Genomic DNA, 14,703 nt, shown 5'->3' on the forward strand with positions numbered 1-14,703 from the left:
GGAAGGGCTGCCAGCCGGGCATGCGAGAGCCCCCGCACCGATACGGGTACATCCCGGTCGGTGCGGGGGGGCTCCTTTCGCGTATCCGGTCGCTAACTGGCCGTGGTCTTCATGGCCTTGGCGATGAGCGTCTGCACTTCGCTACTCACCGGGTACTCGCTAGCGTCAGTCGACCAGGCGTGGGCATCGTGCTCGGTCAGCGTGACGTCTTCGTGGCTGGTGGTGGTCACCAGCCAGGTGTGTTGACGGGTGCGCTTGCCGCTGCCCGAGAGGTACTCGAACGCTCCGAGGTACTCGGAGACTTCCTCGATCTTCAGACCGGTCTCCTCAGCCACTTCACGGTGCAAAGCCGCAAGGAGATCCTCGCCCTGCTCGACCTTGCCAGATGGCAACTCCCACGTTCCGCCTCGGAAGTCCGTTGTGGGCCGCTGCAAGACCAAGAACTTCCCGGCGTGGCAGATCACCGCCCCCACCACCTGCTGCTCGATGCCGTCCCGGGCGTCTTGCTCGGTCAGTGCGGTGCTGTCGATCTGGCTCATCAGTGCGGGTCCTCCATGAGGTGGTGTCGGTTGTTGATGACCTTGCTGAAGGCGTCAGCATAGGAATCCAGAGGGGTGCCGCTCACGTGCGGGACCGGGAGCTTCAGGGTGTGTCGGTGAATTCTGACTGCCTGGGGGAAGTCACTGCTTCCCAACTTGGGCGGCTTGCTCAAGTCGGGGAACAAGACCGAGGCTTCCTCGCTGAACAATGGGTGTTCATGGAGCGGCCGTGTGGAGCCAGGCTGATCCACTTCTAGGCAGCCCTCCGCATGCAGCGCACGCACCAACGCTGCGACCGGGAGCCCACCAGCATCTTCGGGCTGATAGAGCACCGGGAGCGCGTACCACGATGGTGCAGATGCTTCCGAGACTTCAGGCACGGCGATACCTGGCAGCTCGCGCAACTGCGCGATCATCTGCTCGGCGTTGCGGCGGCGGTGCTCCAACCAGGCGTCAAGCGATTCGAGCTGATCGAGCGCCAAGGCAGCGGCGAGCGGATGGATCCGCAATTTCAGTCCACTCCCGGTGACCGCGAAACGGTGCAACGGGTGACTTGCAGGGATCTCGTTGCGGCACCGCTTGTTGTACTGGCCGTGCAACAAGACCCGGTAATAGACGTCATCGTCGTCAGTGAGAACGAACCCTCCTTCTCCGGCCGAAAGGGTCTTGGGGCCGTTCATGCTGAAGGCTGACACCCGACCGAAAGTTCCCACCATACGACCGTTGACGCTGGCCCCGTGCGCGTGCGAACCATCCTCGATGAGATCGAGATCGTACCTGGCGGCGATCTTGCTCAAGGCTTCGACTTGCGCAGGAAGGCCCCACATGTGAGTGACAACGATCGCCCTGGTTGCGCTCGTGATCGCCGCTTCGACCAACGCGGGGTCAAGGTTCCCGGACGTGTCGCAGTCGATGAGTACCGGACGTGCCCCGAGGTGCAGCAACGGCGTTGCCGTCGCGTGGAAAGTGTAGGCAGGCACGATTACCTCGGCTCCTGCGCCCAACTGGAGAGCGGCAAAGGCAGAGTGCAGCGCGGCTGTGCCCGAACTGGTCAGCACAGCCCGCCGCACGCCGAAGTAGTCCGCGAGCCGCTCCTCCAGTTCAGCGACCACCCCTGACCGATCAGGGAGAGAGACTGCTCGGTGAAGCTGCTCAACAATCGCGGCGGTCGTTGAGTCGGTGATCGGCGGCCATTGCAGATGCGGTGCGGGCTGGTCGATCACGGGGGTACCACCGTGGATCGCTAGTGGGCTGCTCACGCCATCAGCTCCTTGGGGTTGACGAAGCATCGTTGTTCGGCGGATTCGTACGCGGCTTCGATGAACGCTGCGTGCGCAAGGTGGCTTTCGGGCGCAGCAAGGTTGGGGCGTTCGCCACGAATTACCCTGCAAAAGTGATCTACCTGAACGGTTGCTGCCGAGGGCCATGACTGCTCCCGCGACAAAGACTCGGCGATCTGGCCATCAGGGCGGACTCGCTGAATCCGCCCTCGCTCCAGCTCGACCGTCCCCCGCGTGCCCATAACTCGAATAAGCTCGGTTTTGGGCGAAATGCACCGGGACAGTAGCGCACTGCCGAAAAGGCCCGATTCGTACTCAAAGCTGATGCAGGCAGTGTCTTCCGCGTCGTAGTCAAGATCAGGTCGGGCCGCAGCCGAGCATTGCGCGAGTACTCGCCTCGGCAGCCCGAAGTACCACAAGAGCATGTCGATCATGTGGTAGCCCATGTCGATGATGCAGCCGCCTCCCGCAAGCCTTGACTGCCCACGCCACCCAGCGGCCGGATCAACCTGCATGGTGTAGCGGGCATCAATCAAGAAGGGCTCACCGATCTGATCGTAGAGCTGGTGAAAAGTGGTGTAGATCGGGTTGAAGCGTCGCTGCATGGTGACCATCAGCTCGATTCCCGCATCGGCACACAGGACCTGGAGCTTGCGGGCCTCAGCCAGGGAGATCGCGAACGGCTTCTCCTTGAGAATGTGAACGCCATGCTCAGCGGCCACGGTGATGACGTCGCCCCCGGCGTGGTGCGGCACCGCAACCACTACGAAATCGAGGGATTCGGCCGAGATCATTTCCTGGTAAGACCGGTAACCGGTGACGCCGTATTGGCCTGCGATCTCGTGCGTAATCTGATCGTCAATATCGCAGACGGCCACTAGATCCGCGAATTCGCTGGTGGCCACTGCGGGAATGTGGTCTTGACGAGCCTGCCTGCCTAGGCCGACTACGCCGCATCGTAACCGTGCTCGCGAAGGTCCACTCATACCGGCCTTTCCTCCTTAACAAACTCCGTAGATGTTCTGCATGGCCAGAAATTCATCGGTGGTTGTGCTGGAAATTGAAAGGCGACTTGCTCGGCTCCACGTATGGATGCCCGACTGAGGGCGGGCCGTCTCCATCAAGGTGACTCCCACTGCCCGCCCTCAGTCGGGCGCGGACCGATACCGGCCGGGGGGCAGGATTACGGCATCGGGCCGGGCCTTTAGGTGACTGCGACCAACTCGCTCTCGACATCAGGCGATTCTTCGTCGCGCCGCAGACGTTCTGCGACGCACAATCCGCACGGCCGGGCGAAGATCACTGGGTTTGACTCGCCAGCGTTCAAGCCGCACAGCGTGAACTCCCGAGCACCCGGCACACGCTCGTGCGTGTTGCCCTCGTGGTCGGTCCAGGTGTCGGCATGGCTGATCATCGCCGGGGCCTCCTCGAAGGCCAGGTGGGGCCACCAAGGACGACTCGAACGCGACGACGGCGCATCGCTCGCAGCTCACGTCCGCGCCGCAACCGCGCCCGCCAAGCGCGCATGAACGAGAACCAGACCGGCCTGCGTGGCTCCGGCACCATCTTCCCCTCCTCACATGCCAAGACATTCGGGAGCGCTCTGTTGATCGAGCACCTGATCACGAGCTTGCCTGCGGGGAAGGGTTCGCGAGAGGGAGAGTTACGGGGAGCGCAAGGGGAGACTTCAGGGAGAGTTGCGTTCCCCGCTGCATGCTGAGTCGATTACACTGAGCGACACCCTGGTCCCAAGGAGTCGACGTGTCCGAGCCGAACGACGCGCTGCGCGCCGCTCGCGAAAGCATCGAATCGCCGTCGTCACCAGGACAGCCCTTAACCCGCCAGGAGCTGGCTGAAGCTGTGAATGCGCAGGTCTTCCGCGCAACCGGGGAGATCACAGCCATCGATGCCAACCACATTGGGAAGTGGGAGCGGGGCGTAATCAGGTGGCCGGCTGCGCGCTACCGCGCAGCACTTCGTGCGGTCCTTGACGTTGCAACTGACGCTGAGCTTGGGTTTAGGAAGGGCGGCAGCGGGTGTAACACGGAAGACGTGGACCGCAAAACCTTCCTACGAACCACCCTTGGACTCGGAGCGGGCGCTGCGCTGGCACGCGCAACGCCGATCGTCCCAGCGCTGTCAGGTGGACAGGATGATCTCGTGTCGGCAGTCGCAGGCCCGACTCAGGATTACCGGCGCATGGAATCCAGCGTCTCGTCTCAGTACCTCGCTCCGGCCGCCGAAGGGCATCTGCGACTGGCCAAGCAAGTGGTGCACGAGAAGATCCGGAACGGCAAAGGCTTTGCAACGCTGAGCGAGATCGCTGGCCTGGCCGCATGGCTTGCGGCGGATCGAGGCGACTCAGCGACGGCTCGCGCTCGTTACAAGGAGAGCATTCGCTACGCGGAATCGTCTCGAAATGCGCTGCTGGTCTCCTACATGACAGCCAGCTTGGGCCACTACGCAGTGGAGATGGGTGATCCCCGCCAGGGGTTGCACCTGCTCGATCGGGCTGCGAAGTACCACGACAATCGCACTCCGGCTGCCGCACGCGCATGGTTGGCCTCCTTGCGCGCTGTCGCGTTCGGCGCGATGGGAGATCGAGCGCAGACCTTGGACGCGCTCCGAACAGCTCAGCGCAACACCGACCGCCAGGCCAGCGATGCCCAGTGGCCGTGACTGTTCGCGTTCACCTCTGCCAAAGCAGCTCGATACCAGTCGACCGCGCTTGCGGCCCTGGGCGACCACGCGGGTTCCCGTGCGGCCTATGCAGCTGCGATTCCCACGATCACTGCGCCAAAGCCGTTGGCGCTCGCGAAGGTCGAACATGCCAGTCTCATGGTGTCTATGCGTCAAGAGGACGAAGCGTGTCGTCTCGCGGTGGAGGCGCTTCAAGTCGGGAAGCAATACGGCTCCGAAAAGATCGTTGAGCGGGTGCGTGACCTGCGGTCCGGGATGACCACGAAGTGCAGCGACGCCAACCTGCTCGACCGGATGTTGATCGACCTCTACGACTGAAGGAGTCACTGTGACGCGACTTGCTGTGACGGGACACCGCGGGTTGCCGCAGCAGACCACCATGCTGGTGGAGCATGCGCTTCGCTCTGAGCTGGAGAAGTACGGTGAATCCCTGATCGGACTGAGCTGCATCGCTGATGGAGCGGATGCGCTCTTCGCCCGCGCTGTCCTTGATCAAGGCGGATCGCTGATCGTCGTGGTTCCCGCAGCCAACTACCGCGAGAAACTTCCGGAAGAGCACCACGCTGACTACGACGAACTGTTCAGCCGGGCCTCGGAGATCATCCGGCTCGACTTCCCCGATTCGACCGCCGAGTCCCACATGACGGCCAGCGTCAAGATGATCGAGCTGGCAGATCGCCTCGTTGCGGTGTGGGACGGCAAGCCCGCTCGGGGCTACGGGGGGACGGCTGACGTGGTTGCCGCAGCCCGTGAACGTGATCTTCCGGTCACCGTCATCTGGCCGGATGGAGCCGAGCGCGACTAGTTCTCTCACAGCCTTCTTGCGTGGGGGACAAGTGTGGGGGAAGTGTGTGCACTGGACTCCGAGAACGGTCGGAACGCGACGCAGTGTGACGGAGCCTGACGCAGCTTGACTAGTGATCGTCGCAGGTGAGACCGTATGATCTCGGAAAACACCAGCGCAGAGCGCCGTGGGTCAGCAGTGGTACGACTGGTTCGTCTACGCCAACTTCGCGCTCTACTTCGCCGGGCAGTTCTTCCCGGAAGGCGACCGGACCGCGCAGCTGATGAACACCGCCGCCGTGTTCGCGGTCGGTTTCCTGGCCCGCCCGCTGGGCGGGTGGCTGCTCGGTCGAGTCGCCGACCGGAAAGGCCGCAAGCACGGGTTGACCCTGTCGGTGACCATGATGTCGTGCAGCGCGCTGCTGATCGCCGTCGCTCCCGCGCACCAGCAGGGCGGCTACCTCGGTGCGGTCCTGCTGCTGGTCGCCCGGATCATGCAGGGGTTGAGCGTCGGCGGGGAGTACGCGGCCAGCGCCTCCTACCTGACCGAAGCGGCCCACCAGAACTGGCGCGGATTCGGGGCGAGCTTCCAGTACGTCTCGGTGACCATCGGGCAGCTGCTCGGCCTGCTCACGCTGATGGGCTTGCAGGCCCTGCTCACCGAGCAGCAGCTCACCCAGTGGGGCTGGCGGATTCCGTTCGCCATCGGGGCGGTGGGCGCGGTCGTGGTGTTCTACCTGCGGAGGCGGATGCGCGAAACCGACGCCTACCGGGAGGAGGAGCAGCAGGACGTCCAGCAGCAGCGGGGCACGCTGCGCGAGGTGTGGCAGCACCGCCGGGCCGTCGCCGTGGTGTTCGCCCTGACCTTGGGCGGTGGGGTCTGCTTCTACACCTACACCACGTACCTGACCAAGTACCTGGTGAACTCGGTGGGATTGAGCAAACCCGAAGCCACCCGGATCATGTTCCTCGGTCTGTGCTTCTTCTTGGTGCTGTTGCCGATCGGTGGCGCGATCTCGGACCGGATCGGTCGACGACCGGTGCTGATCTTCTTCGGCGTGGGGGCCACGCTCGGCACCTACCCGATCATGACCGGGCTGCAGCGCTGGCCCAGCTTCGCAGCAGCGCTGGCGTTCACCGTGCTGGCGTTGACCATCGTGGCCGGGTACTCCTCGGTCAACGCCTGCGTGAAGGCCGAGCTGTTCCCCACCGGGGTGCGAACGGTCGGCGTGGCCATCCCCTACGCCGTGGCCCAGGCGATCTTCGGCGGGACCGCCGAGTACGTCGCGCTGGCCTTCCGCAACGCGGGCGTCGAACACCACTTCTTCTACTACGTCTCCGCGTGCTCGCTGGTGTCCCTGCTGGTCTACGTGCTCATGCCCGAGACCCGCGACGCCGTGCTCAGCCGCACCGGGCAAACCGACAGCAGCAAAGAGGAGGTCGTGCGGTGACCACGTCGTTGTCCGACCTGCGGGAACAGGTCCGGGAGCTGTGCGCGAGCTGGCGGGCGGAAGGCCGGTACCGGCCGAGCCCGGATTCGTGGTTGCGTTCCTTCGACCTGTCCTTCAGCAAAGAGCTGGCCAGGCGCGGCTGGATCGGCATGACCTGGCCCCGGGAGTTCGGCGGTGGCGAGCAGTCCAACCTCGCTCGGCTGGTGGTCACCGAGGAACTGCTGCGCGCCGGTGCCCCGGTGGCCGCGTACTGGATCGGTGACCGGCAGATCGGTCCGGCGATCCTGCGCCACGGCAGTCCCCAGCTGCAGCACGAGGTGCTGCCGGGCATCACCGCCGGCGATCACGTCTTCTGCTTGGGCATGAGCGAACCCGAGTCCGGGTCCGACCTGGCTTCGGTGCGGACCTCGGCCGTCCGGGTCCCGGGTGGTTGGGCCATCACCGGTCGCAAGATCTGGACCAGCCACGCCCACCGGGCCACGCACGCGTACCTGTTGGCCCGGACCTCCGTCGAGGAGAAGAAGCACCAGGGCTTGACCGAGTTCGTCGTGGACATGTCCGCGCCGGGGATCTCGGTGTCGCCCATCGTGGACATGGCCGGCTCGCACCACTTCAACGAAGTGACCTTCGACGAGGTCCTGGTGCCGGACCACCGGGTGATCGGCCAGGTCGGCAACGGGTGGCGGCAGGTGACCGAGCAGCTGGCTCACGAACGCGGCGGCCCGGAACGCGTGCTGTCCACGTACCCGGTCCTCGAACAGCTGCTGGCGGAGCGGGGCGACCACATCGACGAAGAGCTCGGCCACCTCGTGGCCCGACTCGCCAGCCTGCGGGCGCTCTGCTACCGGGTGGCGCGGGAAACCGATGCCGGGCGGCCGTCCGTGCGGGCCGCCGCGACGCTGAAGTACCTGGGGACCGCGTTCGAACGCGATGTGCTGGAGTACGCCCGCCGAGTTTCCGATGTGGAGAGCACCGCTGCGAACGACCTCTTCCGGGAGGCGGTCCTGGCGTCCCCGGGGTTCACCATTCGCGGTGGCTCGTCAGAAGTTCTGCTGTCGATCCTCGCCAAGCAGGAGGCCCGGTGATGAGCACGCCAGATGAGCTGATCGTCGAGGTGTCGGAGAACGTCCTCGCCGACGTCGATCCGGTGGCCGAGGAGGGGGAGCCCCACCCGATTTGGTCCACAATGGTCGAACTGGGTTGGCCGCACGTGGGGTTGGCCGAACCAGTCGGCGGCCCCGGTGGTTCGCTGGCCGATCTGTGCGCGCTCGTCTCCGCCACGGCTCGCCGCGGGATCGGCGTGCCGCTGCTGGAGATGTCCCTCTCCTGCTGGGTGCTGCAGGAACCGCTGGAAGACCTGGTGGTGTTCGCCCGATCACCGCAGTGGGTGCCGTGGGGCAGGTGCGCTGAGCGGCTGCTGGTCGTTCCCGAGCGCGGCGAGCCGCACCTGGTCGACCTGCGGGCCCCAGGGGTGTCGGTGCGGCCGGGCAGCAACTTGGCGGCGGAACCGCGCGATGCCGTCCACGTGGACGACCGGGCAGCGGTGCCCCGAGCGTCCCCCGCTTTCGACCCCGAGCTGGTGGGGGCTCGAGCGGCCTTGCTCAACTCCGCTGCACTGCTCGGTGCCGCACGAGGCGCCCTCGAACTCACCCGGCAGCACGTGCAGCAACGCCACCAATTCGGAAAACCCCCCTGCTCGCTCTCCCCCCGGTCGCCAACGCGCTGGCGGAAGTGCGGGCCGAACTGGTGGCTGCCGAAGCCGCGCTGGAACGTGCCGTGCAGGTGCACCAGCAGCGCGCCGAGCACGCTCCGGCAGCAACCGCGGTGGCCAAGATCTCGGCGGCCCGGACCGCCACCGCCGTGGCCCGCACCGCGCACCAGCTGCACGGCGCGATGGGCGTGACCCGGGAACACCGGCTGCACCTGGTGACCCGCCGGTTGTGGGCCTGGCGCGACGAACACGGCAGCGAACGCAGCTGGGCTCGCTGGCTGGGCAGCACCGCGGAGCGGAGCGGGGAGCACGCGGTCTGGGACGTGCTCACCAGCCGGGTGTAGCGCGCCGCTCCAGCCGCTGCGCACCCTCGATCAGCCGGTCAGGTGCAGTGCGCGCACCTCCCGCCAAGCCGCCTCGGCCAACTCGACCTCGTGCTGTTCGCGCAACTGGGCGGAGAACCCGTCGTCACCCATCACCCCGGCTTCGTAGCGGGCCCGCACCCCGGCACTGATGCAAGCTGCCCGCCAGCGTTGGAACGCCACGTAGTACGGCAGCTCGCTCACATCGCGTCCGGAGAGCTCGGTGTAGCGGGCGATGAGCTCTTCGCGCGAGGGGAAGCCGGTGAGCGCGCTCGGGGTCGCGGTGACGGGCGGGGATCCGTCTCCGGGCTGCTGCCAGCTGGCGACCAACCACCCCAAGTCGGCGAGCGGATCACCGCAAGTCGCCAGTTCCCAGTCGAACACCGCGCGCACGTTGCCGTCCGGGGCGTAGGAGATGTTCCCGGGCCGGAAGTCCCCGTGCACGATGGTGCGTTCCTGCTGGGGAACCCGGGTCAGCAGCGCGTCGTGGACCCTGTCCAGCAGGTCGAGGTTCGCCGCCCCGGACTGGTGCACCTGGCGCTGCCAGCGAGCCAGCTGCCGCTGCAGGTAGCCACCCCTCCTCCCCGCGGTGGCCACCCCGACCTCGTCCGGGTCGATGCTGTGCAGCGCGGCCAGGCATTCCGCGGTGGCCATGCCCGCCCGGTACCGCTGCTGCGGCGACATCTCCTCGGCCGCGGCGGCATCGGCCAGCACCGTGCCGGTCACGTGCTCCATCACGTAGAACTCTGCCCCGGACACCGCGGAGTCCGCGCAGTAGGCGACCGGTTCTGGGACCGGCACCTCGGTGCCGCGCAGCGCGGTGAGGAACCGCCATTCCCGGTGCATGTCGTGAGCAGTGCTGAGCACCCCGCCGACCGGTGGGCGGCGCAGCACCAGCATCCGCCCGTCGGCGTCGACGACCTGGTAGGTGAGGTTCGACCGGCCACCGGTGATCAGGCCGAATTCCAGTGGAGGCCGCAGTTCCGGCACGTGCTCGACGAGCCAGTCGCCCACCGCCTCCGGAGCGATGCCCGGCAATCGCATCTCAGCTCCCGGTGATCTGCTGCCGCAACTGGCGCTTGAGCACTTTTCCGGTGGCGGTGCGGGGCAGCGGCTCGGTGGCGAAGACGACGTGCGCGGGGACCTTGAAAGCGGCGAGCCGCTTCCCGACGTGGGCTCGGATGCTCTCCGCGTCGGCTTCAGCACCTTCCCGCAGTCGCACCACCGCGGCCACTTCCTCGCCGAGGCCGCGGTGCGGCACCCCGAGGACCGCGCAGTCTGCCACCGCTGGGTGCTCGTGCAGCACGGCTTCCACTTCAGCGCAGTACACGTTCTCCCCGCCGCGGATGACGACATCCTTGAGCCGGTCCACCACGTAGACCCAGCCGTCCTGGCAGTAGCCGAGGTCCCCGGTGCGGAACCAGCCGTCGATGAAGGCCTGTTCGGTGGCTTGCGGGTTGTTCCAGTAGCCGCGCACGATGTTGGGCCCCCGGAAGCACAGCTCCCCGATTTCGCCGTCGGCGACCTCCTTGCCGGTCTCCGGATCCACCACTTTGAGATCGGTCCCCGGCATGCACCTGCCCACGCTGTCCGGACGTTCCAAGTAGGCGGGCCCGCTGTTGCTCACCACGGCGGACGTCGTTTCGGTCAGCCCGTACCCGTTGGTGGGCAGCACCTCCCCGTCCAGCGAACCGATCCGGTTCACCAGCTCCGGAGGGATCGGGGCACCGCCCATGCTGATCCCGGTGAGCTTGCTCGCGACCGCCCGCTCCTCGGCCAGCTCCCGCATCACCGTGGGAACTCCGGCAGCGCTGGTCAGGCCGTGCTCCTCGATCAGCTCGGCGGCGCGCTCGCGGTCCCAGCGGTACATCGTCGCGACCTTCGCCCCGCTCAGCGTGCTGAAGTAGAGGGTGCTCAAACCGGCGATGTGGAACAGCGGGAAGGTCAACAGCACCCCGGGCTGCGGTTCTTCGACCACCGGCGGGAATTGGCCGCCATTGGCCAGTGCCGCGGTGGCTTTCCGGACGACCGCCGTGTTGAGCGCGTTCGTGCAGTGGTTGCGGTGGGTGGCCACCGCTCCCTTCGGCCGTCCGGTGGTGCCCGAGGTGTACATGATGGTGGCGTCGTCGTCCGGCTCTATCCGGACATCCGGAAGGGCCCCCGCGGCCGGCAGTTCCGCCAGCAGGTCTTCCCAACTGCGGACTCCGCTGGTGCTCCCGTCCCCGCGGATTTCGATCACCGGGAGGGTGCGGTCGAGCAGTTCGCTCCGCTCGGCATCGGCGAAGACCAACTTCGCCCCGCTGTCCTGCAAGCCGTACCGCAGTTCGTCCGCGGTCCACCAGGCGTTGAGCGGCACCGCGATCAAACCGGCGGCCTGCACCGCCCAGAAGACCGGTGCCCATTCCGGGTAGTTGCGCATCGCTATTGCCACCCGGTCCCCGGGAACCAGCCCGCACTCCTGCAGCAGGTGGTGCGACAGCGCCGCCACCAGCCGGTAGTGCTCGCCGTACGTGCAGCGGTAGTCCTCGTAGAGGAGGAAGTCGCGGTCGCCGTGCAGTTGGCTGAGCGCGACGATGTCGCGCAGCGTCGCCGGCCCTTTGGTGTACACCCGCATGCGCCCACCGAGCACTTCCTGCTCGGCCACCTCGAATTCACCACCGGGACCGGTCAGTTCGGCGAGCAAGCGGTTCCACTGGTCCACTGCATCTCTCCCCGTTCCGTCTCGGATGTGCACGTTCCTCGGCTGTTTCCGAAGAACGGGCGCGGCATTCGGCCCGGCAGCTGCGAACCGCTGTTGCGCGCCCTGCGCGAATCGGGTTCTGCGCCCGGTTCCCGGCTGCACCAGCTCAGCTGCGCATTCGCCCGCACCAGTCGAAGTGAACCTGTGCAGATGTGGGGAAGAAGCAGTGCAGTGGGCATTCTTGCCGCCCTGGTGCGGATGGTGCGGGCCTGACCGGTGTACCGACCGCCATGCCGGACCCCCTTAACACTCCGTGGAGTGACCCTAGACACAGTTGCTCGCTTTTCACAAGGTTTGCCGCTGCAGTTGCTGCTGCGTTCAGGCAAAAGACGCATCCGGTTCCCAGGAACAGGCGAGCAACCTCGAAAAGGCTTGCCGGGCAGGAGGTTTCGATGTCCGATGACACGGAGAACCGAGTTCTGTGCACCGTCCGCGACGGGGTCGCCGATGTGCGGCTGAACCGTCCGGAAAAGCTCAACGCGCTCGACCAGGAGATGTTCACCGCTCTGGTGGAGACCGGGCTGCGACTGCGCGACGACCCGTCGGTCCGGGCGGTGGTGCTCTCCGGGAACGGGCGGGCTTTCTGCGCCGGTCTGGACTACGCGAACTTCCGGCGAATGGCAGACGGGGCCCACCGCTCCGCGGACCGCCTCGGCCCCAGCCCGGAACCGATCGGCCCGGCCAAAGCCCGCGGGCAGCAAGCAGTTCTCGTGTGGGCGACGCTCCCGGTCCCGGTCATCGCCGCGGTGCACGGACACGCTCTCGGCGGTGGCCTGCAGCTGGCGCTCGGAGCGGACATCCGGTTGGTGGCCCCGGACGCTCAGCTGGCGGTCTTGGAGATCGAATGGGGATTGGCCCCCGACATGGCCGGCACCCAGTTGCTCCCCGAACTCGTCGGCCGGGACGTGGCCAAGGAGCTCACCCTCACCGGCCGGATCATCTCCGGCGAGCAAGCGGCCGCCCTCGGATTGGCCACCCGGACCGAAGAAGAACCGCTGGCCGCGGCTTGCGAACTGGCGGCCAGCATCGCCGCGCGGAACCCGGATGCCGTTCGCTGGTCCAAGAAGCTGCTCGACATGGCCGGGCGGACCAGTTTGGCCGCAGGCCTGGCCGCTGAGCAGGAAGCGATCGGCGAACTCATCGGCAGTCCGAACCAGAAGGAGGCGGTGCAGGCGAAGTTCTCCGGCCGGCCGCCGGAGTTCCGCGACGCCCGCTGACCGATCTCCGCGTGCCGGGGATCAGCTCGGCACGCGCTACCGGTCCCCTCCCGGTCGCTGCGGCCAGTGCGGCAGGAAGTCCGGGAATTCCTCGTTGACGCTCATCCGGAATTCCGGCGGCCGCTTCTCCAGGAACGCGGAGACCCCTTCCGCGGTGTCCGCCCGGCTGCCGAGGTAGTGCATGCCCATCGAGTCCAGCCGGTGCGCCTCCCACGGCGACTGGGCACCGAGCATGCTCCACATCAACCGGCGGGCCACCGCAACAGCCACTCCCGAGGTGTTGGTGGCGATCTCAGCGGCCAGTTCCCTGGCCTTCGGCAGCAGCTCGTCGTCGGGCACCACGCGCGACACCAGGCCACCGGCGAGGGCTTCCTCGGCGTCGAACACCCGCCCGGTGGCCACCCATTCCATCGCCTGGGACATCCCGACGATCCTCGGCAGGAACCAGCTCGAAGCCGCTTCGGGGATGATGCCCCTGCGGGTGAACACGAACCCGAACTTGGCCGAGCTGGCGGCCAACCTGATGTCCATCGGCAGGGTCATGGTGACCCCGACCCCCACAGCTGGCCCGTTGATCGCCGCGATCACCGGCTTGCGGCTGGCGGTGATCTGCAACGCCACGGTGCCGCCACCATCGCGGGGAACCCCGTCGACTTCTCCCGATTCCGGCCGTTGCGCGCGCCCGTTGACACCGGCGTTGAAGGTGTCCGCCCCGGCGCTCAGGTCAGCACCGGCGCAGAAAGCGCGTCCGGCCCCGGTCACGATGATCACCCGGACGTCGTCGTCGGCGTCGGCTTCCGCGAAGGCCTGCACCAGCTCGGCGCGCATGGTCATGGTGAAGGCGTTGAGCTTGTCCGGCCGGTGCAAGGTGATCGTCGCGATCCGGTCGCTCACCGAGTACTCGATTTCCCGATAGCTCATCGCACCAGCCACTCCCCTGCGAACTTCGGCGTGCTCTTGGTGCGGAACGCTTCGAGAGCGGCCGGGGCGTCCGTGGCGAAGTTGACCGTCTGCGCTCGAGCTTCGTTGGCCAAGGCCTCCGCGAAGCTCTGGTGCGCCCCGGCGTGCAGCATCGCCTTGGTCTGCGCCAACGCCGCCGGCGGCCCCTGCGCCAGCCGGTCCGCCAGCTCGTCGACGAACTGGTCGAGCTCTTCCTCCGGTTTGACCCAGGTGGCCAAGCCCAGGTCGAGCGCTTCATCGGCATCGATGAAGTCGCCGAGCAGGGCCAGGCGCTTCGCCTGCAGCATGCCAACCTTCCGCGGCAGCAGCCACGTGCCCCCGAAGTCCACGGACAAGCCGCGGCGGGCGAAGATCTGGCTGAACCGCGCCTGTTGGGAAGCGACCACGAAGTCGCACACCAGGGCGAGGTTCCACCCGGCGCCGACAGCCACTCCGCGCACCTTGGCGATCACCGGCTTGGGCATGTCGTGCAGCGTCTGCGCGATTTCGTTGATCCAGCGCATCCGCTCCAGCGGGTGCGCCTCTCCGCGGTCACCGCTCAAGTCGGCACCAGCGCAGAAATCACTGCCCGCACCGGTGATGACCACTACGCGGATGTCCGGGGCCGCCGCCTTGCGCAAGGCGTCCAACAGCCCCGACCAGGCCGCGTTGTCGAGGGCGTTCTTCCGGTGCGGACGGTTTATGGTGATTGTCAGCGTCGGCCCATTCCGTTCCACCAGAACGACTTCGCTGTCCACTGTGTTCGCCACGTCGCGAATCCAATCGTCGTGGCACTGACCGGCAGCCAGTGCACTCCCGACTGCGAGTAATCGCTAAGTTAGCATTCGCAACCAAGCTCTCCAATGCTCTGATCGAGCCCTTGAAAGCAGCTCCATCAGGTGGAAGATTCGAGCTGATTTGCGCACACAACACCGAAAGCGAGCCCGTATGTCTTCTGTGGAGTACCGGCAGGTGAGCTTC

The 14,703-nt window shown here is 66.7% G+C and carries 15 protein-coding genes and 1 pseudogene; 8 read left to right on the top strand and 8 right to left on the bottom strand.

The genetic code is table 11. The features are described 5' to 3' along the window. Positions 1 to 92: 92 nt before the first annotated feature. From SREC43747_RS0114190 to SREC43747_RS0114205, 4 genes are all read right to left on the bottom strand, one after another. Positions 93 to 539: an NUDIX domain-containing protein gene (locus SREC43747_RS0114190; protein WP_029721946.1), complete on the bottom strand. Its 447-nt coding sequence runs from the start codon at positions 537 to 539 to the stop codon at positions 93 to 95. Next, entirely contained in the window at positions 539 to 1,762 is a 1,224-nt protein-coding gene (locus SREC43747_RS0114195; RefSeq protein ID WP_201768706.1) for a DegT/DnrJ/EryC1/StrS family aminotransferase, read from the bottom strand. Before SREC43747_RS0114195 ends, SREC43747_RS0114190 begins: the two co-directional genes overlap by 1 nt. Positions 1,763 to 1,794: 32 nt before the next feature. Beyond that, a complete protein-coding gene (locus SREC43747_RS0114200; RefSeq protein WP_029721948.1) occupies positions 1,795 to 2,805 on the bottom strand; it encodes a Gfo/Idh/MocA family protein in 1,011 nt (336 codons plus the stop codon). Positions 2,806 to 3,023: 218 nt separating this feature from the next. After that, a complete protein-coding gene (locus SREC43747_RS0114205) occupies positions 3,024 to 3,233 on the bottom strand; it encodes a hypothetical protein (RefSeq protein ID WP_029721949.1) in 210 nt (69 codons plus the stop codon). A gap of 347 nt (positions 3,234 to 3,580) precedes the next feature. On the opposite strand from SREC43747_RS0114205, the gene SREC43747_RS21100 reads away from it, so the two are divergent. From SREC43747_RS21100 to SREC43747_RS20655, 7 genes and pseudogenes are all read left to right on the top strand, one after another. Next, positions 3,581 to 4,498 (top strand): NsdA family TPR-like regulatory protein, encoded by a 918-nt coding sequence (locus SREC43747_RS21100; protein ID WP_152528424.1) that lies wholly within the window; start codon positions 3,581 to 3,583, stop codon positions 4,496 to 4,498. A 168-nt stretch (positions 4,499 to 4,666) separates the two neighbouring features. Next, the gene (locus tag SREC43747_RS21360; RefSeq protein WP_160173012.1) at positions 4,667 to 4,837 is read left to right on the top strand and encodes a hypothetical protein; all 171 of its coding nucleotides are present in this window, start codon (positions 4,667 to 4,669) and stop codon (positions 4,835 to 4,837) included. Positions 4,838 to 4,880: 43 nt separating this feature from the next. Next, positions 4,881 to 5,324: a hypothetical protein gene (locus SREC43747_RS0114215; RefSeq protein WP_408005203.1), complete on the top strand. Its 444-nt coding sequence runs from the start codon at positions 4,881 to 4,883 to the stop codon at positions 5,322 to 5,324. Positions 5,325 to 5,490: 166 nt separating this feature from the next. Further along, a complete protein-coding gene (locus tag SREC43747_RS0114220) occupies positions 5,491 to 6,753 on the top strand; it encodes an MFS transporter (RefSeq protein WP_029721951.1) in 1,263 nt (420 codons plus the stop codon). Then, the gene (locus SREC43747_RS0114225; protein ID WP_029721952.1) at positions 6,750 to 7,838 is read left to right on the top strand and encodes an acyl-CoA dehydrogenase family protein; all 1,089 of its coding nucleotides are present in this window, start codon (positions 6,750 to 6,752) and stop codon (positions 7,836 to 7,838) included. The genes SREC43747_RS0114220 and SREC43747_RS0114225 overlap by 4 nt, the downstream gene beginning before the upstream one ends. Beyond that, positions 7,838 to 8,071: pseudogene (locus SREC43747_RS22300) on the top strand (acyl-CoA dehydrogenase family protein); the annotation flags it as partial. The gene SREC43747_RS0114225 and the pseudogene SREC43747_RS22300, both read left to right, overlap by 1 nt. Before the next feature lie 374 nt (positions 8,072 to 8,445). Further along, on the top strand, positions 8,446 to 8,808 hold the full coding sequence (locus SREC43747_RS20655) for an acyl-CoA dehydrogenase family protein (protein WP_236623202.1): 363 nt from the start codon (positions 8,446 to 8,448) through the stop codon (positions 8,806 to 8,808). A 30-nt stretch (positions 8,809 to 8,838) separates the two neighbouring features. Here SREC43747_RS20655 and SREC43747_RS0114235 read toward each other — a convergent pair whose 3' ends face one another. Then, positions 8,839 to 9,870 (bottom strand): phosphotransferase family protein, encoded by a 1,032-nt coding sequence (locus tag SREC43747_RS0114235; protein ID WP_029721953.1) that lies wholly within the window; start codon positions 9,868 to 9,870, stop codon positions 8,839 to 8,841. A gap of 1 nt (position 9,871) precedes the next feature. Next, complete coding sequence (locus SREC43747_RS0114240) at positions 9,872 to 11,527, bottom strand: class I adenylate-forming enzyme family protein (protein ID WP_029721954.1); 1,656 nt, start codon at positions 11,525 to 11,527, stop codon at positions 9,872 to 9,874. Positions 11,528 to 11,958: 431 nt separating this feature from the next. Between SREC43747_RS0114240 and SREC43747_RS0114245 the strand changes: the two genes are divergently transcribed. Beyond that, positions 11,959 to 12,783 carry a crotonase/enoyl-CoA hydratase family protein gene (locus tag SREC43747_RS0114245; protein ID WP_037332058.1) on the top strand — a complete coding sequence of 275 codons (825 nt, stop codon included), beginning with the start codon at positions 11,959 to 11,961 and terminating at the stop codon, positions 12,781 to 12,783. 36 nt (positions 12,784 to 12,819) lie between these two features. Here the strand turns inward: SREC43747_RS0114245 and SREC43747_RS0114250 are convergent, their stop codons facing one another. Then, on the bottom strand, positions 12,820 to 13,704 hold the full coding sequence (locus tag SREC43747_RS0114250; RefSeq protein WP_029721956.1) for a crotonase/enoyl-CoA hydratase family protein: 885 nt from the start codon (positions 13,702 to 13,704) through the stop codon (positions 12,820 to 12,822). Next, positions 13,701 to 14,492, bottom strand: coding sequence for an enoyl-CoA hydratase/isomerase family protein (locus SREC43747_RS0114255; protein ID WP_029721958.1), 792 nt, complete (start codon positions 14,490 to 14,492; stop codon positions 13,701 to 13,703). Before SREC43747_RS0114255 ends, SREC43747_RS0114250 begins: the two co-directional genes overlap by 4 nt. Positions 14,493 to 14,703: the final 211 nt, after the last annotated feature.

Source organism: Saccharopolyspora rectivirgula DSM 43747, assembly GCF_000497205.1.
GTDB lineage: Bacteria > Actinomycetota > Actinomycetes > Mycobacteriales > Pseudonocardiaceae > Saccharopolyspora > Saccharopolyspora rectivirgula.

Bases quoted from the DNA above. Each gene is read 5' to 3' on its own strand.
- SREC43747_RS0114190 (WP_029721946.1), bottom strand. From the start codon at position 539: ATGAGCCAGATCGACAGCACCGCACTGACCGAGCAAGACGCCCGGGAC.
- SREC43747_RS0114200 (WP_029721948.1), bottom strand. From the start codon at position 2,805: ATGAGTGGACCTTCGCGAGCACGGTTACGATGCGGCGTAGTCGGCCTA.
- SREC43747_RS0114205 (WP_029721949.1), bottom strand. From the start codon at position 3,233: ATGATCAGCCATGCCGACACCTGGACCGACCACGAGGGCAACACGCAC.
- SREC43747_RS21360 (WP_160173012.1), top strand. From the start codon at position 4,667: ATGCGTCAAGAGGACGAAGCGTGTCGTCTCGCGGTGGAGGCGCTTCAA.
- SREC43747_RS0114235 (WP_029721953.1), bottom strand. From the start codon at position 9,870: ATGCGATTGCCGGGCATCGCTCCGGAGGCGGTGGGCGACTGGCTCGTC.
- SREC43747_RS0114245 (WP_037332058.1), top strand. From the start codon at position 11,959: ATGTCCGATGACACGGAGAACCGAGTTCTGTGCACCGTCCGCGACGGG.
- SREC43747_RS0114250 (WP_029721956.1), bottom strand. From the start codon at position 13,704: ATGAGCTATCGGGAAATCGAGTACTCGGTGAGCGACCGGATCGCGACG.